The 23,714-nt window shown below is 55.6% G+C and carries 21 protein-coding genes and 1 other RNA gene; 19 read left to right on the top strand and 3 right to left on the bottom strand.

Features of this window, described 5'->3' with window-relative positions; all coding sequences use genetic code 11:
• Positions 1 to 2 precede the first annotated feature (2 nt).
• A complete protein-coding gene (gene secA / locus HAP95_RS06695; RefSeq protein ID WP_215883515.1) occupies positions 3 to 2,759 on the bottom strand; it encodes a preprotein translocase subunit SecA in 2,757 nt (918 codons plus the stop codon).
• A gap of 50 nt (positions 2,760 to 2,809) precedes the next feature.
• Between secA and HAP95_RS06690 the strand changes: the two genes are divergently transcribed.
• The gene (locus HAP95_RS06690; protein WP_215883514.1) at positions 2,810 to 3,325 is read left to right on the top strand and encodes a DciA family protein; all 516 of its coding nucleotides are present in this window, start codon (positions 2,810 to 2,812) and stop codon (positions 3,323 to 3,325) included.
• On the opposite strand, the gene lpxC is transcribed toward HAP95_RS06690, so the two are convergent.
• Positions 3,265 to 4,179, bottom strand: coding sequence for a UDP-3-O-acyl-N-acetylglucosamine deacetylase (gene lpxC, locus HAP95_RS06685; protein WP_010641253.1), 915 nt, complete (start codon positions 4,177 to 4,179; stop codon positions 3,265 to 3,267). The genes HAP95_RS06690 and lpxC overlap by 61 nt on opposite strands.
• Positions 4,180 to 4,472: 293 nt before the next feature.
• On the opposite strand from lpxC, the gene HAP95_RS06680 reads away from it, so the two are divergent.
• The 3 genes from HAP95_RS06680 to HAP95_RS06670 are packed head-to-tail and all read left to right on the top strand — an operon-like array spanning position 4,473 to position 8,173.
• Positions 4,473 to 5,093 (top strand): glutathione S-transferase N-terminal domain-containing protein, encoded by a 621-nt coding sequence (locus tag HAP95_RS06680; protein ID WP_215883513.1) that lies wholly within the window; start codon positions 4,473 to 4,475, stop codon positions 5,091 to 5,093.
• A gap of 1 nt (position 5,094) precedes the next feature.
• Positions 5,095 to 6,828: an AMP-dependent synthetase/ligase gene (locus HAP95_RS06675; RefSeq protein ID WP_215883512.1), complete on the top strand. Its 1,734-nt coding sequence runs from the start codon at positions 5,095 to 5,097 to the stop codon at positions 6,826 to 6,828.
• A 4-nt stretch (positions 6,829 to 6,832) separates the two neighbouring features.
• A complete protein-coding gene (locus HAP95_RS06670; protein ID WP_215883511.1) occupies positions 6,833 to 8,173 on the top strand; it encodes an HD domain-containing protein in 1,341 nt (446 codons plus the stop codon).
• On the opposite strand, the gene HAP95_RS06665 is transcribed toward HAP95_RS06670, so the two are convergent.
• Positions 8,145 to 8,411, bottom strand: a complete 267-nt coding sequence (locus tag HAP95_RS06665) for a hypothetical protein (RefSeq protein WP_215883510.1) — start codon at positions 8,409 to 8,411, stop codon at positions 8,145 to 8,147. The two genes, HAP95_RS06670 and HAP95_RS06665, sit on opposite strands and share 29 nt — an antisense overlap.
• 129 nt (positions 8,412 to 8,540) lie before the next feature.
• Here HAP95_RS06665 and rnpB point away from each other — a divergent pair.
• The 15 genes from rnpB to HAP95_RS06590 all read left to right on the top strand — a co-directional run.
• An RNA gene (gene rnpB / locus HAP95_RS06660) (RNase P RNA component class A) lies at positions 8,541 to 8,885 on the top strand.
• A gap of 321 nt (positions 8,886 to 9,206) precedes the next feature.
• Positions 9,207 to 9,662, top strand: coding sequence for a division/cell wall cluster transcriptional repressor MraZ (mraZ, locus tag HAP95_RS06655; RefSeq protein ID WP_215883509.1), 456 nt, complete (start codon positions 9,207 to 9,209; stop codon positions 9,660 to 9,662).
• Positions 9,632 to 10,618: a 16S rRNA (cytosine(1402)-N(4))-methyltransferase RsmH gene (gene rsmH, locus HAP95_RS06650; RefSeq protein ID WP_438263651.1), complete on the top strand. Its 987-nt coding sequence runs from the start codon at positions 9,632 to 9,634 to the stop codon at positions 10,616 to 10,618. The genes mraZ and rsmH overlap by 31 nt, the downstream gene beginning before the upstream one ends.
• On the top strand, positions 10,608 to 10,871 hold the full coding sequence (gene ftsL / locus HAP95_RS06645) for a cell division protein FtsL (protein WP_215883507.1): 264 nt from the start codon (positions 10,608 to 10,610) through the stop codon (positions 10,869 to 10,871). The genes rsmH and ftsL overlap by 11 nt, the downstream gene beginning before the upstream one ends.
• Positions 10,868 to 12,646, top strand: a complete 1,779-nt coding sequence (locus HAP95_RS06640; RefSeq protein WP_215883506.1) for a peptidoglycan D,D-transpeptidase FtsI family protein — start codon at positions 10,868 to 10,870, stop codon at positions 12,644 to 12,646. Before ftsL ends, HAP95_RS06640 begins: the two co-directional genes overlap by 4 nt.
• A complete protein-coding gene (locus HAP95_RS06635; protein ID WP_215883505.1) occupies positions 12,633 to 14,084 on the top strand; it encodes a UDP-N-acetylmuramoyl-L-alanyl-D-glutamate--2,6-diaminopimelate ligase in 1,452 nt (483 codons plus the stop codon). The genes HAP95_RS06640 and HAP95_RS06635 overlap by 14 nt, the downstream gene beginning before the upstream one ends.
• On the top strand, positions 14,081 to 15,433 hold the full coding sequence (locus tag HAP95_RS06630) for a UDP-N-acetylmuramoyl-tripeptide--D-alanyl-D-alanine ligase (RefSeq protein WP_215883504.1): 1,353 nt from the start codon (positions 14,081 to 14,083) through the stop codon (positions 15,431 to 15,433). Before HAP95_RS06635 ends, HAP95_RS06630 begins: the two co-directional genes overlap by 4 nt.
• A complete protein-coding gene (gene mraY, locus HAP95_RS06625; protein ID WP_010641233.1) occupies positions 15,433 to 16,515 on the top strand; it encodes a phospho-N-acetylmuramoyl-pentapeptide-transferase in 1,083 nt (360 codons plus the stop codon). The genes HAP95_RS06630 and mraY overlap by 1 nt, the downstream gene beginning before the upstream one ends.
• Position 16,516: 1 nt before the next feature.
• A complete protein-coding gene (murD, locus tag HAP95_RS06620; protein WP_215883503.1) occupies positions 16,517 to 17,866 on the top strand; it encodes a UDP-N-acetylmuramoyl-L-alanine--D-glutamate ligase in 1,350 nt (449 codons plus the stop codon).
• Positions 17,863 to 19,038, top strand: coding sequence for a putative lipid II flippase FtsW (ftsW, locus tag HAP95_RS06615; RefSeq protein WP_215883502.1), 1,176 nt, complete (start codon positions 17,863 to 17,865; stop codon positions 19,036 to 19,038). Before murD ends, ftsW begins: the two co-directional genes overlap by 4 nt.
• A complete protein-coding gene (gene murG / locus HAP95_RS06610; protein ID WP_215883501.1) occupies positions 19,031 to 20,113 on the top strand; it encodes an undecaprenyldiphospho-muramoylpentapeptide beta-N-acetylglucosaminyltransferase in 1,083 nt (360 codons plus the stop codon). Before ftsW ends, murG begins: the two co-directional genes overlap by 8 nt.
• Complete coding sequence (gene murC / locus HAP95_RS06605) at positions 20,106 to 21,500, top strand: UDP-N-acetylmuramate--L-alanine ligase (protein ID WP_215883500.1); 1,395 nt, start codon at positions 20,106 to 20,108, stop codon at positions 21,498 to 21,500. Before murG ends, murC begins: the two co-directional genes overlap by 8 nt.
• The gene (gene murB / locus HAP95_RS06600) at positions 21,497 to 22,384 is read left to right on the top strand and encodes a UDP-N-acetylmuramate dehydrogenase (protein WP_215883499.1); all 888 of its coding nucleotides are present in this window, start codon (positions 21,497 to 21,499) and stop codon (positions 22,382 to 22,384) included. The genes murC and murB overlap by 4 nt, the downstream gene beginning before the upstream one ends.
• Entirely contained in the window at positions 22,377 to 23,303 is a 927-nt protein-coding gene (locus tag HAP95_RS06595) for a D-alanine--D-alanine ligase (protein ID WP_215883498.1), read from the top strand. The genes murB and HAP95_RS06595 overlap by 8 nt, the downstream gene beginning before the upstream one ends.
• Positions 23,296 to 23,714, top strand: a 419-nt coding sequence (locus tag HAP95_RS06590; RefSeq protein ID WP_215883497.1) for a cell division protein FtsQ/DivIB, incomplete at its 3' end; no start/stop codon positions are given. The genes HAP95_RS06595 and HAP95_RS06590, both read left to right, overlap by 8 nt.

Here is a 23,714-nt window from a genome sequence, read left to right as displayed (position 1 = left end):
CCTTATTGTAAGCGTCCGTGACAATGCTTGTATTTTTTGCCTGATCCACAGGGGCAGGGCTGATTCCGGCCAATTTTATCATCGGCAATCAGGGGCGATTGCGCAGGAAAATGGGTGGACGAATCAGTCAGCTGTTCTCCGAGGACGCCCCCGGCCAATGCGGTCAAGCCTGAATTTTCAGCCCCCGGCTCTGCCGCAAAATCAGGATGAGAAAACTGTAAGTGCTGGGGTGCTGCGGCACGCGCCAGGGCGTCCCAATCCATGGTTTCCGCTGCCGGACTGACATGCAGACGCGACAAAGTACTGATGACCTCTTCGCGCATACGCGCCAACATGCTGTTGAACATCGCCAAGGACTCTTTTTTATATTCCTGCTTGGGATTTTTCTGCGCATAACCGCGTAAATGAATGCCTTCGCGAAGATGATCCATACTGGCCAGATGATCTTTCCACTGGCTGTCCAGCACCTGCAGCATGATGGACTTTTCAAAATGACGCGCCATTTCGCTACCCATCAAGGCTTCTTTCTCGGCATAAGACGTCTGCACCAGCTCCATGACTTTGCTGCGCAGACCTTCGTAGTTCAAACGCTTGTCCAGTTCCAGCCACTGCCCGACGGGCGCTTCGAGTCCAAACACCCGCTGCAGAGCCGACTCCAGACCCGGAACATCCCATTCTTCTTCCATGACTCCGGCAGGGGTGTAATCTGCCAGCACTGCATCCAGTACATCCTCACGCAACACCTGGATTTCCTCGCTGACATCATCCGCATCCATAAAGGCATTGCGCTGCTGATAAATGATTTTGCGCTGCTCGTTCGCTACATCATCATATTCCAGCAGTTGTTTGCGAATATCGAAGTTGCGGCTTTCGACCTTGCGTTGCGCATTTTCAATGGATTTGGTAACCCAGGGATGTTCGATGGCCTCGCCCTCTTTCATCCCCAGTTTCTGCATCAGTCCACCCAAACGGTCACTGCCGAAAATCCGCATCAGCGGATCTTCCAGACACAGATAAAAACGGGTGGTGCCCGGATCGCCCTGACGACCGGAACGACCCCGCAACTGATTATCCACACGCCGTGATTCATGACGTTCAGTACCAATAATATGCAGACCGCCTGCTTCGATTGCCCGATCATGCAAGCCTTGCCAACCATTTTTCAGGGCTTCGGCACGCTCACTTTTACGTTCTTCATCCATATCCGGATCTGCCAGCACCATATCTACCTGATGACCAACATTCCCACCCAGCACAATATCCGTACCGCGCCCGGCCATATTGGTGGCAATGGTTATCGCTCCGGGCGTACCCGCCTGGGCGATAATTTCCGCCTCCCGTTGGTGTTGCTTGGCGTTCAACACTTCATGGGGAGTTTTGGCCTGCTTGAGCAAATGTGAGAGAAACTCGTTGTGCTCAATGGAGGTTGTACCCACCAACACCGGTTGTCCACGCTGATGACAATCACGAATATCCTCAACAATCGCCGTCCATTTTTCCTGAGCCGTGCGATAAATAAGATCCGCCATATCCAGACGTCGTACCGGCTTGTGGGTCGGGATAACCACCACTTCCAGATTATAAATCTGGTTCAGTTCAAACGCTTCGGTATCTGCCGTGCCGGTCATTCCGGAAAGCTTGTCGTACATCCGGAAATAATTCTGGAAGGTAATGGAAGCCAGCGTCTGATTTTCATTCTGGACCTCGACCCCTTCCTTGGCTTCAACCGCCTGATGCAATCCGTCGGACCAGCGCCGACCGGTCATCATACGACCGGTAAATTCATCCACAATACAAACTTCACCATCACGGACAATGTAGTCGGTTTCGCGATGATAAATGACATGCGCCCGCAGCGCCTGATTCAGATGATGTACCAGGGTGACATTAGCCAGATCGTAAAGATTATCTTCAGTCAGCAGGCCATGTTCAGCCATGAGCCTTTCAGCCTTTTCGATACCTTCCTCGGTGAGCATCACCTGCTTGGCTTTTTCGTCAACCGTGTAATCTTCCTCGACGACAAATTGCCCTACCAGCTTGTCTACCCGGAAATACAAATCCGTATTTTCTTCCGTGGGGCCACTGATAATCAGAGGAGTCCGCGCTTCATCAATGAGGATGGAGTCTACTTCGTCAATAATTGCATAATGCAAACCGCGCTGGACCCGGTCTGCGGGTGAGAAAGCCATATTGTCGCGCAAATAATCAAAGCCGAATTCATTATTGGTACCATAGGTAATATCGGCTGCATAAGCCGCACGCCGGTCTTCCGTAGCCAGATCGGAAATGATGGTGCCCACACTAAGACCCAGAAAATTATGTATTTTGGCAACCCATTGGGCATCGCGGCTAGCCAGATAATCATTGACGGTAATTACGTGCACGCCCTTGCCGCGCAAGGCATTCAAATAAGCGGGCAGGGTAGCGACCAGCGTCTTACCTTCACCGGTCCGCATTTCTGCGATTTTGCCCTCATGCAGCATATATCCGCCAATCAGCTGCACGTCATAGTGGCGCATACCTATTACCCGCCGGGTAGCTTCGCGAACCACGGCAAAAGCTTCGGGCAGCACGGCATCCAGACTTTCACCCCGGGCGATACGCTCTTTGAAAAGAGCTGTCTGCCCAGCCAGACTGGTATCGTCCATGGCCTGGTATTGCTCTTCCAGCGCATTGATTCTGATCACTACAGCACGGGCTTTCTTAATCAGACGCTCATTGCGACTACCAACCACATGACGGATGATGGTTCCAAACATGAATAGACAAACCTAGGTAAAAAATATTTTGCAGGTTAGCATGAAAGCCCATGAATGATAAACGACAGCGACCACAACGCCCATTTACACTACGCCACTCAGGAAATGTCGGCAGCATCGTTCAGTATGCCCGCCTGCTGCGGGAACGTCAGCCTGCCTGGAATGCCATGCTCGACCTGGAAATCCAGGACCATACCTGGCTGGTGGCCTGGTCGGATAACACTTTACAAGTGCTTTGCCAAAGTCCGGTTTGGCACGCGTGGTTACGGCGCAATGAAAAAAAAGTGATTAAACGCTGGAATAAGGAATTTCCTGAAGATCCGGTACAACATATCCAGTCCAGCATCAGGTACTGGCATGCCCAACTGCCCGCCCAGCCCAGAGTACAGAAAAAACCTGAAATCTACGCGGATCAGGCTGCCCAAACCCTCAAACAAAGTAGCAAGCAGATGGCACCAGACATCGCCCGAGCCATGCTGCGCCTGGCAGAGACCCTGGAAAAAGCTCAGGCGGGAGAAGCCACCAAGCTTTCTGCAAAGGAAAAGGGGGCAGAGCTTTCGGAATAATCCGCAAACTCCCAGGCATCCTGGCGCTGCAACAAGGCTCGCAACAAGCTGTTATTGAGGGCGTGCCCTGCCTTATGCCCGGAAAAATGTCCCACCAGAGGATGTCCCAGCAGATACAAATCACCAATGGAATCAAGAACCTTATGACGGACAAACTCATTGGTGTAACGCAAGCCCTCTTCATTGAGGATGCGATAATCATCGACCACAATGGCATTATCCAGATTACCACCCAGAGCCAGGCCCATTTTTCGGAGGGTTTCTACTTCCCGCATAAAACCAAAAGTCCGGGCGCGCGCCACTTCTTTCAGGTAGGAAGTGCGTGAAAAATCCACAGTCACGTCCTGGCCACCGTTTTTGACGACAGGGTGGTCAAAATCAATGGTGAAACTCACCTTGAATCCATCAAAAGGTTCTAGACGCACCCAACGATCACCGTCTTCGGCAAGCAGTGGCTTAGTGATACGAATGAAACGCTTGGGCGCATTCTGCTCTTCAATGCCCGCGCATTGAATCAAAAAAACAAAAGGCGCCGCGCTACCATCCATAATCGGCACTTCCGGACCATCCAGGTCTATATAGGCATTATCAATACCCAAGCCAGCCAAAGCTGACATCAGATGTTCAATGGTGCCCACACGAATCTGCCCATCGCCAATATTGGTGGAAAGACGGGTATCCACCACATGGAGAGGATCAGCCTTGATCCAGGCGCCCCCCTCAATGTCACTCCGGTGAAAAACAATGCCGGTGTTAATCGGGGCAGGACGTAGGCCCAGATAAACCTTGCGGCCACTGTGCAGGCCGATTCCGGTGCCCCAAATCATATTTTTAAGTGTGCGCTGACGGATCATGATTTTAATTCCTATGCGATCCTCAGGACCGCCCTCCCATACAGTTGTGGTTTAGGTTACAACTTTTGTTGTCTCTATACAACTAACCGACTGGTCAGGAAGTTTACAGCGACCCACAGTCCTCGACAAGACCTATTGACATTCATTAACAAATAATATTTTCCCACCAGGCACTCTGCTCTCATGGAAATACCCCAACAATGCGGTAGTCATGTATAATCAACGAGCCGATGAAATCTCTTACGGGTTTCATGCTAAAGATATACTCTACTTGCGATCAAGGAAGTTCAAATATGGCCACGCCCAGCAGCAAAAAAACTCTGATGACCTTGTATTCCAGCGACGATTGCGTGTATGCGCAGCGCGTGCGTTTTGTTCTGGAAGAAAAGGCAATGGAATATCAGACCATTGAAGTTGACCTCGCCCAGAAGCCTGAAGAACTCGCTGAACTCAATTCTTACAATCAGGTTCCCACCCTCCTGGACCGGGACCTCGCCATCCATGAATCGGTGTTGATTATGGAGTACCTGGACGAGCGTTTTCCGCATCCTCCTCTTATTCCTGTTGATCCTATTTCCCGGGCAAAAGTTCGTCTGGGGCTGCTGCGCTTTGATCAGGACTGGTTCGCGCCGCTTTTCCAGCCAGGCTTCAGTCCGGAACAAATCAAGACGGCCAAAGAACAGATCCGCAGTACCATGGCGGGACTCAGCACCATTTTTACGCAACAGCGTTTTCTTTTTGGCGATGATCTGTCCATTCTTGATTGTGCCATTGCCCCCCTGCTCTGGCGCCTCCCCGTGCTCGACATCAGCCTGCCAGCAGCGGCTAAGGCTACCCAGGAATATATGGACCGCCTGTTTCAAATGGAGAGCTTCAAACGCAGCCTGACCCCTGCCGAAAAAGCCATGCGCTGAAATGATGGCAGACCTTGATCGTTTTCGGAGTCTGCCCGAAGGGCTGTTCGCACGTTGCACACTGGATCCAAATGGCTGTATTGCCCTGGAGCGCCAGCCACAGGGCTTCCAGAAAGTCAGTGCTGCCCATTTTCAGACCCAGGTACAGGCGCGCGCTGAGGGCTTGCTGCGCCTGGGCGTTAAAAGGGGAGAAAGAGTCATATTGATGGCACCCAACTCCATGGACTGGGCCATTATGGATTTCGCCATTCTCAGCATTGGTGCCATCACGGTTCCTCTATACCCCAGTTTTAGTCCTCGGGAAATTCACTACGTTCTGGGTGATAGTGGTGCCGGACTGGTGTTGCTGGAGGGCAGTAATGAGTGGGAAAAAATGGGTGGCGAGGGTTGGGGGGTTCCTCATGAACGCATATTACTCAGAAATCCTGAGGCAGCCCAAAGCGCTGGCCTGAAACACTGGGCACAACTCGAACAGGACAATACCGCGCTGCACAAACAGGATCTGGCAGAACGCCTTGGCGAATTGCAACGTGAGCAAATTGCCAGCATTGTTTACACCTCCGGAACAACCGGATGGCCCAAAGGCGTCATGCTCAGTCATGGTAACATCCTCAGTAATATTGCCGGCTTTTTGCCTTTGGTCCCCTTGCGACGCGGCCAGCGACTGCTGTCCATTCTTCCGCTGTCACATGTGTTTGAGCGGGGGACCGGGCATTTTGGCGCTTACCTGCTCGGACTGGAAGTTGCCTATGCTGAACGCCCTGATACCGTTTTGCGCGATATGGAAGCGGCTCATCCTGATATCGTTATTGCTGTTCCCAGAGTTTTTCAGTTACTTTACAGCCGGGTCCGGCGTGGTATTGAGGAACGCGGTGGCCTGCTGGGTCGTTTCATGCAGCGCGGCGCCGGGCTAAGTGCCAGCGATCGTTCTGTTCCTCCATGGCAACGGTATATCGCGCGCCGCCTTTTAGCCTCCGGGCTACGCAAAAAACTCGGAGGACGCCTGCGCTTTTTCGTTTCCGGAGGCGCCCCGCTGGATACAGATATCACCCGTTTTTTTCTGGACATCGGCCTGCCTGTGGTGGAGGGATATGGCATGACCGAAACCAGCCCGGTCATCGCCGCCAATCCTCTGAATGACATCCGACCAGGAACTGTCGGCCGCTTCCTGCCTAATTTGCAAGGACGTATTGCCGCCGATGGCGAAATCCTGGTGCGCGGGCCATCCATCATGTCCGGCTACTGGAATAATGACAGTGCCACCCGGGAAACCATTGTGGATGGCTGGTTACACACCGGCGATGTCGGTAGCCTCGATGACGATGGATACCTGAGCATTTGTGATCGCAAAAAAGATCTGATCGTCAATTCGGCGGGCGAAAACATTCCCCCACAAAAAATTGAAATGCGCCTGATGGCCCAGGCGCTCATCAGTCAGGCCGTCGTTTTCGGAGACCGCCTTCCATACCTGAGTGCCCTGATTTTTCCCAATCCGGAACAGGTACAGGAACGCTTCGGCACCAATCCTGAGGCAAGCATCTTGCGCAAGGCCTTACAGGAAAGCATTCATACCGCCCTGCAGGATCTGCCTTCCTATGAACAGGTACGGCGTTTTGCCATTTTGCCGGAAGCTCTGAGCGAAGCTCATGGTGAAGTCACACCTACTCTGAAAATCAAACGTCGGGTTGTGGCCGAACGCTACGCCGGATTATTGACCGAGATGCGCAAAAACTAGGGTTATGGAAATATTCATCCCGCCAAAACTGACGCCAATAATCAACGCGTTGGAACGTGCGGGGGCGAGGACGCTGCTGGTCGGCGGTGCAGTTCGTGACAGCCTGTTAGGGCTACCCGTTCATGACTGGGATATGGAAATCCATGAACTGAATGAAGCGCGACTGGAAGAATGCCTGGCGCCTTTTGCTGCGCATCGGGTGGGTGGTCGCTGTGCAGTCTGGGTGGCTGCTGGTGCGGAATTTACCCTGCCCCAAACACGCGGCGAAACCGACCCGCACCTGCCCTGGTCCATTGCTGTACAACGTCGTGATTTTACGGTCAATGCCCTGGCCTGGGACTGGCGCTCCGGACAAATACTGGATGCTGTGGGTGGACTGCGTGATCTGCAGAAAAAACGACTGCGCATTGTGAATCCCGACACCTTTGCTGATGACCCTCTCAGAGCATTCCGGGCTGCGCGTTTGGTCGGGCAACTGGATTTTCATCTCGAAGCAAGCAGCATCCCACATTGCCAAAAACTGGCCGAACAACTGTCGGAAATCCCTACCGAACGGCTGCGCAAGGAGTGGGAGGCGCTCCTGCTGCGTGGCTGCAACCTGCAGACAGCCTGGGATGCACTGGCACTCACCGGCAGCATCCGCGCATTCCCGGCCCTCGAAGCGCTGCAGGCCGTACCTCAGCGTCCGGATGCGCATCCTGAAGGAGATGTCTGGATACATACGGGAAAAGTGCTTGCCGAAGCCGCCACCCTGCGCCAGGGTCTGCCCGCACGCGACATCATCCTGATGCTGGCAGCCCTCTTGCATGATCTGGGTAAAGCCGACAGCACCCGGCGCGATCCACAAAATCGCTGGCGGGCCATCGGGCATGAACATTCCCTTGCTCGGGCACGCGACTTCCTGAATCGCTATTTCCCCGGTCAACATCTTCAGCAACAGATTTTACCATTACTCCGTTGGCACGGGGCTCCCCACGCCCTGTTTCGGGATCGGGCCAAGCAACAGGCCTATGCTCGTCTGGCTCTACGCGTTCCTGACCGCAGCCTGCTCCTTGATGTTGCCCAGGCCGATACACGTGGTGGCGGTCACAGTGATTTGTCATCCATCACGCATGCCCGCGAGATTTGGCAGAAACTGGGGCTCTGGGAAACACTTCCTGAAGCGCTTATCCGTGGCGACGATCTCATAGATCTCGGCGTTCCTCCAGGACCAGAACTCGGCAAGGCCCTGCGCAGGGCCTACCAGAGGCAGGTTTTGGGCAACCACCAAAACAAGGAAACCCTACTCAGGGCATTACATGGCCGGATCCCCGCCTTCAATCTCCCAAGCGACCCCGCTTGTTGACCGCCGTAGCATTGCCCCATTGGCTCATGTCCTGCACCTGCACACCAACCCACCAATAAGCGGCCACACTGTCCTGACTGTGCCCGCCTACCAGCGCCTGCCCGGGCGCCAAATGCACGTGGTCGAGCAGTTTCCTGGCGTCCTCCCGACTGCGGAAAATGGACCAGGCCACCACCCTTTCCATCGGCGTGGTTGAGGGGACATCGCGTGCTTCATCCAGAAAATTGTCAGTAATCATGATATTCACTCCTTCAGTAAACAGTACCGGATACCTGATACACCACATATCCATGTGAAAAAAGTATAGTTCGCAAAATGGATGGTTTTTCTTCTGACAGTCCTGTTGAAAGCGCGTATGATCCGCCTCGGAGTGGGCCAGACGACCGCTGCGGATTTATCCGGAGAGGAAAGTCCGGGCTCCATAGGGCAAGGCGCCGGTTAACGGCCGGGGGGCGTGAGCCTACGGAAAGTGCCACAGAAAATATACCGCCAAGCGCGCAAGCGCCGGTAAGGGTGAAAAGGTGCGGTAAGAGCGCACCGCATTTCCGGTAACGGAAATGGCAGGGAAAACCCCGCCTGGAGCAAGATCAAATAGGCATGCGATACCGTGGTCCGCGGTGCATGCGGGTAGATTGCTGGAGCCTGTGCGTAAGTGCAGGCCTAGAGGAATGGTCGTCCACGACAGAACCCGGCTTATCGGCCCACTCCAATTTTTACTCCCTTCGTCATCTGCTTCTGACAGAAACACCGACAAAGCGATCCAACTTAATGAAATAAATAGACAATTTATTTATATCATGATACATGCAGCTGCTCTCCTGATTTTCCAACAGACACGTTCAAAATCACTTTGTACTGCATAATCCAATAATTACAAGAACCCTTTAAAGTGTTTTATACAGCTTTATCAACATGCTCTAACATGCCGTAATTATTCAATATTTCTCCTTGACAGCCAGATGTGCGCCCTCTATTCTTCAACTTGTGGGGAAAAGTGGGTCAAAGTGGAAGGTTTTGGAGAATAAAACGCAAAATGTTTAGGGGAACGCACCGGCATAATCTCGACAGCAAGGGACGCATGAACGTCCCGGCCCGCTTCCGCGACTGGCTGAATGACCATTGCGACGGCCAGATTGTGGTTACCATCGATGTGCAAAGCCGCCCGGGGGAACATTGCCTGGTGGCCTACCCCCTTCCCACCTGGGAAAAAGTGGAAGCCCGAGTGGCCGAACTCCCCGGCAACAATCCAGTCGCCCGCCAGTTTCAGCGGATGTTTGTCGGGCAATCGGAAGAGATGCGTCTCGACAGTCAGGCCCGCATTCTGCTTTCACCCAATCTGCGCCGCTTCGCAGAAATCGACAAGGAACTGGTCGTCGTCGGTCAGATCAACAAATTCGAAATCTGGGATGCCCAATGCTGGGATCGCTACCAGGAAAACAGTCTGAACAACAACGATGGATTTGCCAGCCTGGGAGACCTCGTCCTGTGAACATACCCGCGTCAGGATCTCACATTACGGTGCTTCTGCAGGAAAGCGTCGCCATGCTCCAACCCGCTCTCAACGAGGGCCAAGCCCGACGTTGTGTGGATGTGACCGGAGGCCGTGGCGGGCATAGTGCGGCACTGCTGGAAAAGCTTCAGCATCGGGATCTGTTGTTGATCCTCGACCGCGACCCCAGTGCCATCGCAGCGCTGAAAGACCGCTTTGCCGACGATGACCGGGTATTGATCCGCCAGGCACGTTTCAGTGAAATCCGCAGCGTTGTGGAAAGCCTTGGCTGGGAAAATGTGGATGCGATTCTCGCCGATCTGGGCGTCTCTTCCCCGCAACTCGACGAAGCCGAACGTGGCTTCAGCTTCCTCCGTGACGGCCCTCTGGACATGCGCATGGATCCCGACAGCGGCATCAGTGCCGCCGAATGGTTGAACAGCGCTCCTGAAGCAGAAATCAGCCAGGTGCTGAAAAATTACGGCGAAGAACGATTTGCCCGCGCCATTGCCCGCAAAATCGTCAAGTGTCGTGCGCAATCCCCCTTGCAGCGCACCGGCGAGCTTGCCGAACTCATCGCCGAGGTCATTCCCCGTCACGACTCCGGATTGAATCCGGCGACGCGCAGCTTTCAAGGCATTCGTATTTTTATCAACCATGAACTGGAAGAGTTGGAACAGTTTCTTCCCGAGGCCATGGCAGTACTGCGTGCTGGCGGACGCCTGGCCATCATCAGCTTTCATTCACTGGAAGATCGCATGGTCAAACGCTTTTTCCGGGCAGATGCTTTTCGGGTCAGCAGCGACCTGCCGTTGCGCGCCACGGAAATCCCACCGTTACCATGGTGCGCAGTCGGCAAGGCCATTCATGCCAGTACGGAAGAAATCCAGAGGAACCCCCGTTCCCGTTCAGCGGTACTCAGAGTGGCCGAAAGGAGTGAGCGTCATGCGGCGTAATACGGTAATTCTCGCCATTCTCATCATGGTAACCCTGCTCGGTATAGTGGCTGCACGGGAAAGCACCCGAAGCCAGTTTATTGCCTTGCAGGAAGCACAGGCGAAACATTTTGCCCTGGATAATCGCTGGGGGCAGCTGCAACTGGAGCAGGCCACGCTCGCCTCCAATGCGCGCGTTGGCGATATCGCCCGGCAGAAACTGGGCTTAAGTGCGCCCAAAAATAATCAGATTGTTATGGTGAAAGCTCAGTGAACAGGGCCCCTGCCTATCCGGCTAAAATCCCCGCACGCGCATTACCAGCGTGGCGGGCGACGGCCGTTTGGGCAGCCGTAACACTCGCCTTTGCTGCAGTCATGGCTCAGGCCTGGCGCGCCCAGGTGGAACATGGTCCATTTTTACGCGACCAGGGAGCCCAACGCTATTTGCGTCATTTTCCTTTGCCGGTGCAACGCGGTCCCATTGTTGACCGCGATGGTAAACCTCTGGCTTTGTCCGTACCGGTCAAAACCCTTTGGGTAGACCCGCAATTATTTATCCACCAGGAAAATCAATGGCCGCTTGTGGCTTCCGCCCTGGGAATCAGCGTCAACGAACTCCATGACCGCGTCAACACGGGCGCCAGCCATTTTGCCTTTATCGCCCGCCAGATCAGTCCTGAACGGGCCGAAAAAATCACGGCACTGCATATTCCCGGCTTGCATAGCCTCACCGAGAATCGCCGTTATTATCCTGCCGGAAGCATTGCGGCCCCACTGATCGGATTTACCAATGTTGATGGTAAAGGCATTGAAGGATTGGAGCTGACCTATAACCAGTGGTTAACCGGCAAGGCGGGGGAAGAAACCGGGTTACGTGACAATTACGGCCATCCGCTGAGCTTGCACGGCCCTTCCCGTTCTGCTCAGCCCGGCAAAGTCCTGACTTTGAGCATTGACCGCAATCTTCAATATGTGGCTTACACCGCTCTGGCCTCGGCCGTGCAACGCTTCCAGGCCCGATCCGGCGCAGCGGTGCTCATGAATGCCCGGACCGGTGAAGTCCTGGCCATGGTCAGTTATCCTGCTTTCAACCCCAATGATCGCCATGATTATCAGGCTGGTCTTTATAATAATCGGGCCGTTGCCGACACCTTTGAACCCGGCTCCGTGATGAAACCCTTCACCATTGCAGCGGCACTGGACGATAATAGTATCCAGCCCGACAGTACCTTCAACGTCAACACCAACTGTTTTCGAGTTGCCCGCTTCTGTATCCAGGATGATGTCCGTCACAATAATCTGGATCTGGCGCAAGTCCTTAAATATTCAAGCAACATCGGGGCCGCGAAAATATCCTTGCGCACTCCTCCGGCGGATCTTTTTCAAATGCTCCATCAGGCTGGTTTTGGACAAGGCAGCGGTCTGGGGCTACCCGGAGAAAGTGCCGGAATGCTGCCGGCCTGGCAGGGGTGGGATATTGCCCGCAGGGCAGCGATGGCTTATGGATATGGTTTATCGGTAACCCCCCTGCAACTGGCGGCCGCTTATGCGGCCATTGCCAACCATGGCGTTTATGTAGCACCCACCCTGATCCGTCAGGATACCAGCTCAGTAAACGGGATTCGGATTATGCCTGCACCCACCGCCGCACGACTGAGCCGATGGCTGAGCGGCGTTACCAGTCCGGGCGGCACCGGCTTTCTGGCCAGCATCCCGGGTTACCAGGTAGCGGGTAAAACCGGGACTTCCATCATGGCCAACGGCAAAGGTGGCTTCCATAAAAACCTGGTGAACACCAGCTTTGTAGGCTTTGCACCTGCTCAGGATCCACGCCTGGTGATGGCCGTCGTGGTACGCGCTCCGACCCAGGGATGGCGATATGGCGGAGTCGTGGCAGCACCGGTATTTCGGGTGACCATGGCAGCTGCCCTGCAAAACATGGGGATTCAACCAGACCCGAGTCTTCTGAAAACTACTGCCAAACATTCATACAGCACTGCCGCCGAAGCCCAACAATGGGCAGAAGGAGCTGGTGATGCAGCGCACTGAACCCCTATCCCGGCTATTTGATGCCATACCTGCCGCCCTCAGGGAACTGGCTGTAACCGGAATCGAAACAGATACCCGCCGGTTGCAGCCGGGTATGCTTTATGTAGGATTAGACAATCATCGTGGCGATGCCGATCAGTTTCTGGCGGACGCCTGGAAGGCGGGGGCCGTGGCCGCCGTTCTGGAAGCCGGGCATGAGGCCGTTATTCCGCAAGGTGATAGCCCTGTTTGCTGGCAGACTCCTGACCTCCGCGACAAGCTCGGCCAGGCCTTGCGCCGTTGGCATCGCTGGGATGAAGGAACAGCACCGCTATTGATCGGCGTGACCGGGACCAATGGCAAAAGTAGCGTCACGCGGCTGATTGCCGAACTCGCACCACAACCGGCCATGATTATCGGAACATTGGGCTACGGGCCGGTTGATGCGCTCGTCCCCCATGCCAACACCACCCCGGAAGCCGTGCGTCTCTGGGAGACTCTGGCCCTACTCCGGGATCAGGGTGCCAAAGTCATTGCTCTGGAAGTCTCCTCGCATGCCCTGGCCCTAGAGCGGGTAGCCGCCGTACCATTCACGGCAGCGGTGTTTACCAATCTCAGTCGTGATCATCTGGATTTTCATGGCGACATGCATCAATACGGCGCAGCCAAAGCCCGCTTGTTCAAATGCCCCAATCTGAAGCTGGCCGTACTCAATCAGGACGATCCTTTTTCCGCACAAATTGCGCAGCAAATAGATCTCTCCGTAAAAATTCTGGGTTTTGGATCAGGTGCCTGCGATTTTCAGGCCAGGGAAATACATGCCGGGGCCAGTGGCACGCTCCTGACCCTGCAAACTGCAGAAGAATTACGGCAAATCCGTAGCCCACTCATTGGTGTCAGCAATGTCCAAAACCTGTTGGCCGCCCTGAGCACCGCAAACGGGCTAGGCTGGGAGGTCAGTGACGCTGACATTCACCAACTCAATTTGCCCGAAGGACGTTATCAGCGCCTCCCGGCCACGTCCGGCAAGGCGCAGGTCATGATTGACTACGCCCACACGCCCGATGCACTGGAACGCATTGTTCAGGATATTCGCGCCGTTGCCAAAGGGCAAATCCTTGTGGTTTTCGGCTGCGGCGGCGATCGGGATCGGGGTAAACGCCCGGAAATGGGAGAAGTTGCCGAACGTCTGGCCGATCAGGTCATCCTCACCGATGACAATCCCCGCAGTGAAAATGCCGCCCATATTATCCGCGACATTCTTGCTGGCATGCAGCATCCTGAAGCCGTCGAGGTCATCCATGATCGGGCGGCGGCCATCCGCCATGCCATCCGCCATGCCCAAACAGGGGATTGGGTGCTGATTGCCGGTAAAGGGCATGAACGGACCCAGGAAATCATGGGTCAGAAAACCCCCTTTTATGACCAACAGGTAGCGATGGAGGCTCTTCGCCCATGATTCGCTACTCTCTCAACGAAATAGCCCGCATTACCGGTGGCCAACTTCTGCCTGACAGTCAGGGAAAGGACGAAATACACGGCATTGCCACTGACAGCCGCCAACCCATGATTGGTAAACTGTTTGTTGCACTGACCGGAGAACACTTTGATGGTAGTGATTTTGTTCCAGCAGCTTTAGCGCAGGGCGCGGCCGCCGTACTCAGCAACCGGCAGGTGGATGCCCCTGGAGTAGTGGTCAAGGACACGTTACAAAGCTTGCAAGACTTGGCACAGCATTGGCGGCAGACTTTCAACATACCGGTGCTGGCGGTTACTGGCTCCTGTGGCAAAACCACGGTCAAGGAAGTCTTGACAGCCATCCTCGCGGAAAGCGGCCCCGTACTGGCCACTCAAGGTAATCAGAACAACCATATTGGCGTGCCCTTGACCCTGGCAAGACTGGGCAAAGAGCATCGCCATGCGGTTCTGGAAATGGGTATGAACCATGCCGGCGAACTTACCGTACTCAGTGCTCTGGCCAAACCAACATTGGCCCTCATCAACAATGCCGGCCCTGCCCACCTGGCCGGACTCGGAAGCTTAGCGGCCGTCGCAGCGGCCAAGGGAGAAATTCTCTCGGGACTGGACAATCGTGGCATTAGCATTGTGAATGGTGACGATGACTTTGCCGACTTCTGGGCAGAAAAAGCTCCGGGCGAAGTATGGCGCTTCAGCCTGAACAACCTCCCGGTACGTGTCCGGGGACATTGGCAGGATCGTTCAGGAAGCAGCGGCCAACTGGATGTGCGCGCTCCCCAGGGTGAATTCACCCTCGAAGTTCCGCTACCTGGAAGGCATAATGGTGCCAATGTGCTGGCCGCCGTCACCGCTGCACTGGCCCTGGATATCAGCATTCCCCAGATTCAGCGTGCTGTGGCCACGTTAGAGGCCATCCCCGGGCGCTTGCAATGGCGCAACGGAAAGGGCGGCTGCCGGATTCTGGATGACACCTACAACGCCAATCCAGCTTCCTTAGAGGCCGCATTACGTGTTCTTGCCGCCCAATCCGGCCAGCGTATTCTCATACTCGGAGATATGGGTGAACTGGGTCCCGATACGGTAGTTTATCATCGGCAGGCAGGAATTCTGGCCCAACAACTGGGTATTGATGCGGTTTACGGACTGGGACAACTGGCTGCCGAAGCCACCGAAGCGTTTGCAGCCGGTACAGAGCATTTTATGGAACTGCCCCCCCTGATTGATGCTCTGCAGCCCCATCTCAATCCGGAAACGGTGGTGCTGGTAAAAGGTTCCAGAGCCGCGCATATGGAACGTGTCGTTCAGGCACTCGTGGCGGGAGACGCCTGATGCTCTACGCACTATTCATGCAACTCGGCCATATATACCACGGTTTCTACGTGTTTCAGTATCTGACCCTACGGGGCGTGCTGGCGATACTGACCGCGCTGGTCCTCTCCCTGGTCATTGGTCCTTTTTTCATTGCCCGTCTGCGCTATTACAAAATCGGGCAGATGGTGCGCAATGATGGGCCGGAAACCCACTTCAGCAAACAGGGGACGCCGACCATGGGCGGGGCCTTGATCCTGCTGATTGTCATCATTACCACCCTGCTCTGGTCAGATTTGCGCAACCCTTTGGTCTGGGTGGCGGTCATCACCACTTTTGCCTTTGGCGCCATAGGTTTTATTGACGACTGGCGCAAGCTGCGACGTAAAAACACCAAAGGTTTATCCGCTCGCGCCAAATATGGTTTGCAGTCCTTGTTTGCCCTGGCTGCGGCCGGAGTATTGTACGGACTGGCCAACAAGCCCGTAGAAACCAGCCTGATTATTCCTTTTGTACCTCATGTCCTGATTCCCTTGGGGTTCGGCTTTATCATTTTCAGCTACTTCGTCATTGTCGGCACCTCCAACGCCGTCAATTTGACCGATGGTCTGGACGGGCTGGCCATCGTCCCAACCGTCATGGTGGCTGCAGCCCTGGGAATATTTGCCTATGTTTCAGGGAATTCTGTATTCGCTCATTACCTGGATCTGCCCTGGGTGCCGGGTTCCGGACAAATGCTGATTTTCTGCGGATCACTGGTCGGCGCCGGGCTCGGCTTTCTCTGGTTTAATACCTATCCTGCCGAAGTATTCATGGGCGATACCGGCGCACTGGCGCTCGGTGCCGCCTTGGCCATTGTCGCCATCATTGCCCGACAGGAGTTGGTATTGGTCATCATGGGTGGGGTTTTTGTCATGGAAACCCTGTCGGTGATGATTCAGGTGGCTTCCTTCAAGCTGACGGGCAAACGGGTGTTTCGCATGGCGCCCATTCATCATCATTTCGAGAAAAAAGGCTGGCCGGAGCCACGGGTAGCCGTGCGTTTCTGGATTATTACCGTGATTCTCGTGCTCATTGGCCTTTCCAGTTTGAAGATCCGCTGACATGAAACTCAACGGCAAAAAGGTATTCATCCTCGGCTTCGGCAAAACCGGACAATCACTCCTGAACACCGCTCTGCGCCTGGGTGGACATTGTCAGGTGGCGGATACCCGCCACCTGGAAAATGCTGCCACCCTCCGTACGCAATATCCCGAAGTCACTTTTCATTTCGGAGCGCTTCCAGAAAATCTGCTCCTGGACAGCGATCTGATTCTGCTCAGCCCCGGTCTTGCCCCTGCCCTGCCTGCCTTGCAAAAGGCCAAACAGGCAGGGATCACCGTCATGGGTGATATTGAATTATTTGCCCGGCTGGCCAAGGCACCCATCATTGCCATCACCGGTAGTAACGGCAAAAGCACCGTGACCACGCTAGTCAGCGAAATTGCCCAAAAAGCCGGGATAATGGTTGCGACCGGTGGCAACCTGGGGACTCCGGCCCTGGAGTTATTACCAGAATCCGGTCCTGAACCCGCCTGGTATATCCTCGAACTCTCCAGCTTTCAGCTGGATGCCTGCACGACTTTTCGCCCCCGGGTGGCTGCCATTTTGAACCTCAGCCCCGACCATCTGGACTGGCATGGCGACTACGCCCAGTACGGGGCTGCCAAAGCCCGGATTTTTCAGAACATGAATGCCGGTGATGTACTGGTTTTGAATGGCGAGGATGCATTTACGTCGAACTTACCCCGGCAAGTCCCAGACTCCGTGGCCATCCGTTGCTTTGCTGTTCATGATGACCACAGTGATGCCTATGTACTGAATCACCAGCTCACGCTGCGCAACAGCGGAGCCCTGCTTGCCATTGCCGATCTGCGTATGCAGGGCGGGCACAATATCGAAAACGCCCTGGCAGCAGCGCTCCTGGCCGAAGCTGCCCAGTTTCCACTTGCTGCCATTCAGGCGGTGTTTCGCCAGTTTTCCGGTCTCCCACACCGACTGGCCTGGGTCGCCGAGTATCAGGGGGTCAATTATTACGATGATTCCAAGGGAACCAATCTGGGTGCCACGCTCAAAGCTATGAGCGGCTTATCCGGGCCGCTGGTGATGATTCTCGGTGGCGACGCCAAGGGAGCGGATCTCAGTCCGTTGCAGCAAGCCTGCCGTGATCAACGCGCCGCTGTTGTGCTCGGCAAGGATGCCAAAAAAATCGCGCAACTGCTGGACAATATCATTCCGGTAGATTACGCCGACAGCATGCAGGATGCGGTTCTTAAAGCCGCATCCAGAGCCATGGCCGGAGATCAGGTTCTGCTTTCACCGGCCTGCGCCAGTACCGATATGTTCCGGGATTATCAGGATCGGGGCCAGCAGTTCACCGCTGCTGTCCAGGAACTGGCGGGAGGGAAATCATGAAACGTCCGAGCTGGTGGCTGGCCGAAAACGGCCCGGCAGATACGGTCTTGTGGTGGATCATTCTGGTACTGCTGGGTTTTGGCCTGATCATGGTGTACTCGGCCAGCGCGCCCATTGCCCAGCATGAGACTGGTAATCCGTTCTTTTTTGCCGAACGTCAGGGGCTCTATGTCGTTCTAGCCGCAGCAGTGCTCTATTACTTTAGCCGCATTGATCTCGACTTCTGGGAACGCATGACCTTTCCCCTTATGATCATTTCCCTGATCGCGCTGATGATGGTGTTTTTGCCGGTCATCGGCGTTGCCGTCAACGGTTCACATCGCTGGATCAATTTCATCATTGTCCGCCTGCAGCCTTCAGAACTGCTGAAATTTGCCCTGCTCTTATTCCTCGCGCGCTATGTGGTACGCAAAGGGGAGCTCCTCGGCAAATTCAAGGAAGGACTCTGGCCGATTTTTGTGGTGCTGGGGTTGCTGGGACTGCTGCTGTTACTTCAGCCCGATTTTGGCTCATTTGCGATGGTGGTACTGCTCACTGGCGTCATGTTGTTCCTGGGCGGATTACCCATTGCTTACGTTCTACTGGCGGGCATTGTTGCCGGCGGTGCGTTGGGAATCCTTGCGGTATCAGCCCCCTACCGGCTTGCGCGCATCACCGCTTTCCAGAATCCCTGGGCAGATCCTTACGGGGCGGGTTTTCAGTTGGTGCAGTCCCTGATTGCCTTTGGTCGGGGTGGTATTTTCGGGGTCGGCCTCGGCGATGGCATCATGAAATACTTTTATCTGCCGGAATCCTATACAGATTTCATTCTGGCAGTGATCGGCGAAGAGCTGGGCATGATCGGGGTATGGGCACTGGCCATTTTCTACAGTGCGGCCTGCTGGCGTATTTATCGTATCGGACGCCGTGCTGCTGCCGCCGGAGATGCTTTTTTTGCCTTGTTCTGCTATGGCACGCTGACCTGGTTCGGAGGTGAGGCGGTCATGTCCATGGGCGTCAACCTTGGCGCTCTTCCCACCAAGGGTTTTGCCCTGCCACTGATCAGTTACGGCGGCAGTGCGCTGGTGTTTCTCTGCGCCGCACTGGGTGTTGTGTTGGCCGTCAGCCGCCGCTATCCAGCGCTTTCTGCCCCACAACTCGACCGGATCAAGGAGGAAGCACAGCATGGCTGAACGCGTCCTCATTGCTGCGGGTGGTACTGGCGGGCACGTATTTCCGGCTCTCGCAGTCGCCGATATGTTACGCGATCAGGGTGTGGAAGTGGCCTTTGCCGGAACCGTTGCCGGGATGGAGGCGCGTCTGGTCCCCGAACGCGGATATCCCCTGCATACCATCGACATGCAAGGTGTTCGCGGAAAAGGTATGGGACGTTGGTTGCATATGCCCTGGCGGGTCAGCAAGGCCGTTGTTCAGGCCCGGAAAATCATTCAACAAACCCGCAGCCAGGCCGTGCTGGGTATGGGCGGCTATGTGACGGCCCCCGTAGGCCTGGCGGCTTGGAGTATGGGTTGTCCACTGTGCCTGCACGAGCAAAATGCCATCGCCGGGCTGAGCAATCGTCTACTGGCCCCCCTGGCCAAACATATTTTTCTGGGTTTTCCAGAGGCGCGCTTGCCCAGGGGTGAGTGGGTAGGTAACCCGGTACGCCGCAGTATCCGCGAACTCCCCGTGCCGCAGGAGCGCTTCGCCAGTCATCAGGGTCCTGCCCGTCTATTGATTATGGGCGGGAGCCAGGGAGCCAAGGCGCTGAATAGTGTCAGTGTCGCTGCCATAGCGGCCATGCCCACGGAACAGCGTCCACAAATCTGGCATCAGACCGGCAAGGATCATTGCGAAAACACCCAAGCCGAATATGCAGCGGCAGGCATTGACGCCCGCGTCGAGCCTTTTATCCAGGACATCAGTGTCGCATTGGGCTGGGCAGATTTGGCACTTTGCCGCGCCGGCGCTGCGACCGTAGCCGAGCTGGCAGCGGCAGGGCTGGGAGCCATTCTCGTACCTTTTCCCTTTGCCGTAGATGATCACCAGGCAGCCAACGCGCAATTTCTGGAAAGCGCTGGAGCCGCCCGCATGCTTCGCCAGGAAAACCTCGATGCCCAGGAATTACGGGATATTCTCAGCCCCCTGCTCAACGATCCGGCTTTACGCCTGCGCTGGGCAGAAGCGGCCAGACAACAAAGCCGGGGGGACGCGGCTGCAGCAGTCGCCCGAATTTGTATACACCCGGAAGGAGTAAACCATGCGTAACTGGGTCAGACAAATTCATATGGTCGGAATAGGTGGCAGCGGCATGCGCGGTATTGCCGAGGTTTTGCTCAATCTTGGCTATGCGGTTTCCGGTTCTGATTTGCAGCCAGGCAGTTCGACCCTGCGCCTTACGGATCTGGGTGCGCGGATTTTCACGGGTCACGAAGCCGCCAATGTGCGCGGCGCTGATGTCGTAGTGATCTCTTCGGCCATTCCCGACAGCAATCCAGAAGTACAGGCAGCCCGGGAATTACGTATTCCAGTGATTAGGCGCGCTGAAATGCTGGCCGAGTTGATGCGCTTCAAACAGGGCATCGCCATTGCTGGAACCCACGGCAAAACGACCACAACCAGCCTGGTCGCCAGCATTCTCGGAGCAGCCGGTCTGGATCCCACTTTTGTGATTGGCGGTCGGTTGAAAAGTGCTGGCACCCATGCCGCCCTGGGCAGTGGTGAATACCTGGTTGCTGAAGCCGATGAATCGGACGCCTCCTTTTTGTACCTTGCTCCGGTCATGGCCGTCGTCACCAATATTGATGCAGACCACATGGAAACCTATGGCGACAGTCTCGATAATTTGCGCAATGCCTTTTTGCAGTTTCTCCAGCGCCTGCCTTTCTATGGTCTTGCCGTTCTCTGTACCGACGAGCCCATGGTAGCCGGCCTGATTCCAGAATTACGCACCCCGGTGCTGCGTTATGGATTCGGTGCAGATACGGACCTGCAAGCCCGTAATGTGACCGTCAAGGGAGTGGGTAGTCACTTTGAAGTCTGGCGGCGGGTGGATAATGACTATGTGCACTGGCTGGATGTAGAACTGGGGATTCCTGGACAACACAACGTACTCAACGCCCTTGCCGCCATCGGCATTGCCAGCAAGGTCGGGGTTACCGAACAGACTATTCGCAGTGCCTTAGCTGATTTTCGCGGGGTAGGTAGACGTTTCGAACAGGTCGGCGAGTTTGCTGGCATCACCATTATTGACGATTATGGTCACCACCCCCGCGAACTGAGCGCCACCATTGGCGCCGCCCGGACCGTATGGCCCGATCGCCCTCTGGTAGTCGCCTTTCAACCCCATCGCTATAGCCGAACCCAGGCCTTGTTTGGCGATTTCGTCCACAGTCTGGCCCAGGCGGATCTGGTCATACTCACCGATATTTACAGTGCTGGCGAAAAAGCCTTACCCGGAGTCAGCAGTCAGGCGCTCAGCGCGGCCATGCGTGCCCAGGGAATAAGCGTTCACTATTTGCCGGAGCTTCTCCATGCCCCGGCGCAGATTCGCGCACTCCTGCCTGCGAACGCGGTGCTACTCACCATGGGCGCTGGCAGCATTGCCCGCCTGGCCGGTCAATGGGCCGAAGTATTTGCGGAGGCCGCCCCATGATACCGGTAATTGGTGGTCGTCTGCGCCTGGGAGAACCCATGCAACGCCATACCAGCTGGCGGGTTGGAGGACCGGCTGATCGCTTCTACCTACCCGGCACCCTGGAAGATCTGCAAGGATTTTTAAGACATTTTGCAGTTCCACCTCTCACCTGGATAGGGCTGGGCAGTAATGTGCTGGTGCGCGATGGCGGGCTGCGCGGAACCACCATCTGCCTCGCCAATACCCTGGATCAGATCGTTTTGGCAGAAAATGATCTGCTGCGGGTCGGCGCCGGTGCGGGTGCGGTAAAAGTTGCCCATTTTGCGGCCAAGGCAGGACTTGCCGGCGCAGAGTTTCTGGCGGGCATTCCCGGCACATTGGGGGGCTGCCTGAGTATGAATGCCGGCGCTCATGGGGGCGATACCTGGAGTCTGGTGGAATGGGTGGAAGTCATTCATCCCCATGGTGAAATCCAGCGTCTTTCTCCTCAGGATTTCCAGATTGGCTATCGGGAAGTGTACGGCCATGGTGACGCCTGCTTTGTGGCGGCCGGACTCCGCCTGATTCCCGAGGAAAGTACGGCAGTCATGCAACGCTTGCGCGCCTGGCAGGAAAAACGCGCCGCCACGCAGCCTCTCGAATGGCCCAGTTGTGGTTCGGTATTCCGTAACCCGGCAGGTGACCACGCGGCCCGCTTGATTGAAGCGGCCGGGTTAAAGGGAAAAGCCCGTGGGCAGGCCGAAGTCAGCAGCCAGCATGCCAATTTCATCATCAACCGGGGCGATGCCCAGGCCGCTGATATTGAGGCCCTGGTGGAAGACGTACAAACGCAAGTCCAGCAACAGTTCGGAATCAGGCTGCAAGCCGAAATACGTATTCTGGGGGAGGCGAAACATGGCTGAATCCAACCGCATAGGCATACTTTACGGTGGTCCCTCCGGCGAGCGCGAGGTGTCATTGGTCAGTGCTGCGGCGGTCCTCGACGCCCTGTGCAGCAGTGGCCTGGAAGCGCTGGGCATTGATATTGAACCAGCCCATCTGCAACAGCAGTTGCAGGATGAACGCATCGGTTTCGCCTTCAATGTTTGTCATGGCGCCATCGGCGAGGATGGCCTCCTCCAGGCCGTCCTTGAAACCCTTGCCATCCCCTACACCGGAAGCGGCGTCTTGAGTTCGGCGCTGGCCATGGACAAGTGGCGTTCCAAGCAGGTCTGGAAAGCCGCCGGCCTGCCCGTAACGGAAGGGATACTGATGCGGCGTCACGATCAGCGACCTGATCTCGCGGCAAACTTTACCTGGCCGATTTATATCAAACCCAATCATGGTGGTTCCAGCCTCGGCGTCAGCCGGGTGAATGGGCCGGAGGAACTGGATAAAGCCATAACGGATGCTTTTGCTCTTGAAGATGAAATCCTCTGCGAAGCCGCTGTCATTGGTCATGAAGCCACGGTCGGAATTGTCGATGGTAAAGCCCTTCCACCCATTGTCATTGAAACCCCGCACGCCTTTTATGACTACGATGCCAAATATCTCGCCGAGGATACCCGTTATCTGCTGCCTTCGGGACTGGGTGCCGCCAAAGATGCCGAACTGCAGACCATGGCTCTGCGCGCATTTGCCGAACTGGGTGGCAGAGATTGGGGCAGGGTCGATTTCATGATCAGTGCATCGGGAAAAATACATCTTCTGGAAATCAACAGTGTGCCCGGCATGACCAGCCACAGCCTCGTACCCATGGCCGCTAAAGCTGTGGGCATGGATTTCCCCGAATTATGCAAGACCATACTGCGTACGGCGCAGAGGAGAGTGAATCATGGTTAGTGTCATGCGTGATTATCGCCACGGACAACAGCCACAACGGCCTGCAGCCACCCTGAAGGAAACACCCAAGGCCCCTCGGACGGCACCCGTCAAGGCCGTTGCCAAAGTCCATAAGCCCCTGCCCTGGAAGCTTTATGGAAAGGTCCTAGCGGGTGGCCTGAGTATCAGTATTCTCGCCTGGGGAGGATGGTCCGGATGGCAATGGCTTCAGCAACCTTCCCTGATGCCCATCAACACGCTGACCATTACCGGCAGTTCTCCCAAAATTCCTCTGGCCGAAATTAACACGGTTCTGAAGCCCTATGCGGCACGCGGCTTTCTGTGGGCGAACCCCGAACCAATCCGCCATTCTCTGGATGCCCTGCCCTGGGTCGCCGATGCCGAGGTCCGGCGGGTCTGGCCCGACCGCCT

It is taken from the genome of Acidithiobacillus sulfurivorans, assembly GCF_018853815.1.
GTDB classification, from domain to species: Bacteria; Pseudomonadota; Gammaproteobacteria; order Acidithiobacillales; family Acidithiobacillaceae; genus Acidithiobacillus; species Acidithiobacillus sulfurivorans.
The sequence above is the reverse complement of the archived record's forward strand: the minus strand, read 5'-3'. Positions and strand labels throughout refer to the sequence as shown.

What these genes read in the sequence shown, in the direction of transcription:
- HAP95_RS06630 (WP_215883504.1), top strand. Translation starts at nt 14,081, where the DNA reads ATGATTCGCTACTCTCTCAACGAAATAGCCCGCATTACCGGTGGCCAA.
- HAP95_RS06675 (WP_215883512.1), top strand. Translation starts at nt 5,095, where the DNA reads ATGATGGCAGACCTTGATCGTTTTCGGAGTCTGCCCGAAGGGCTGTTC.
- mraZ (WP_215883509.1), top strand. Translation starts at nt 9,207, where the DNA reads ATGTTTAGGGGAACGCACCGGCATAATCTCGACAGCAAGGGACGCATG.
- ftsW (WP_215883502.1), top strand. Translation starts at nt 17,863, where the DNA reads ATGAAACGTCCGAGCTGGTGGCTGGCCGAAAACGGCCCGGCAGATACG.
- murB (WP_215883499.1), top strand. Translation starts at nt 21,497, where the DNA reads ATGATACCGGTAATTGGTGGTCGTCTGCGCCTGGGAGAACCCATGCAA.
- secA (WP_215883515.1), bottom strand. Translation starts at nt 2,759, where the DNA reads ATGTTTGGAACCATCATCCGTCATGTGGTTGGTAGTCGCAATGAGCGT.
- HAP95_RS06635 (WP_215883505.1), top strand. Translation starts at nt 12,633, where the DNA reads ATGCAGCGCACTGAACCCCTATCCCGGCTATTTGATGCCATACCTGCC.
- murC (WP_215883500.1), top strand. Translation starts at nt 20,106, where the DNA reads ATGCGTAACTGGGTCAGACAAATTCATATGGTCGGAATAGGTGGCAGC.
- ftsL (WP_215883507.1), top strand. Translation starts at nt 10,608, where the DNA reads ATGCGGCGTAATACGGTAATTCTCGCCATTCTCATCATGGTAACCCTG.
- HAP95_RS06595 (WP_215883498.1), top strand. Translation starts at nt 22,377, where the DNA reads ATGGCTGAATCCAACCGCATAGGCATACTTTACGGTGGTCCCTCCGGC.
- HAP95_RS06665 (WP_215883510.1), bottom strand. Translation starts at nt 8,411, where the DNA reads ATGATTACTGACAATTTTCTGGATGAAGCACGCGATGTCCCCTCAACC.
- HAP95_RS06690 (WP_215883514.1), top strand. Translation starts at nt 2,810, where the DNA reads ATGAATGATAAACGACAGCGACCACAACGCCCATTTACACTACGCCAC.
- mraY (WP_010641233.1), top strand. Translation starts at nt 15,433, where the DNA reads ATGCTCTACGCACTATTCATGCAACTCGGCCATATATACCACGGTTTC.
- murG (WP_215883501.1), top strand. Translation starts at nt 19,031, where the DNA reads ATGGCTGAACGCGTCCTCATTGCTGCGGGTGGTACTGGCGGGCACGTA.
- HAP95_RS06670 (WP_215883511.1), top strand. Translation starts at nt 6,833, where the DNA reads ATGGAAATATTCATCCCGCCAAAACTGACGCCAATAATCAACGCGTTG.
- murD (WP_215883503.1), top strand. Translation starts at nt 16,517, where the DNA reads ATGAAACTCAACGGCAAAAAGGTATTCATCCTCGGCTTCGGCAAAACC.
- lpxC (WP_010641253.1), bottom strand. Translation starts at nt 4,179, where the DNA reads ATGATCCGTCAGCGCACACTTAAAAATATGATTTGGGGCACCGGAATC.
- HAP95_RS06680 (WP_215883513.1), top strand. Translation starts at nt 4,473, where the DNA reads ATGGCCACGCCCAGCAGCAAAAAAACTCTGATGACCTTGTATTCCAGC.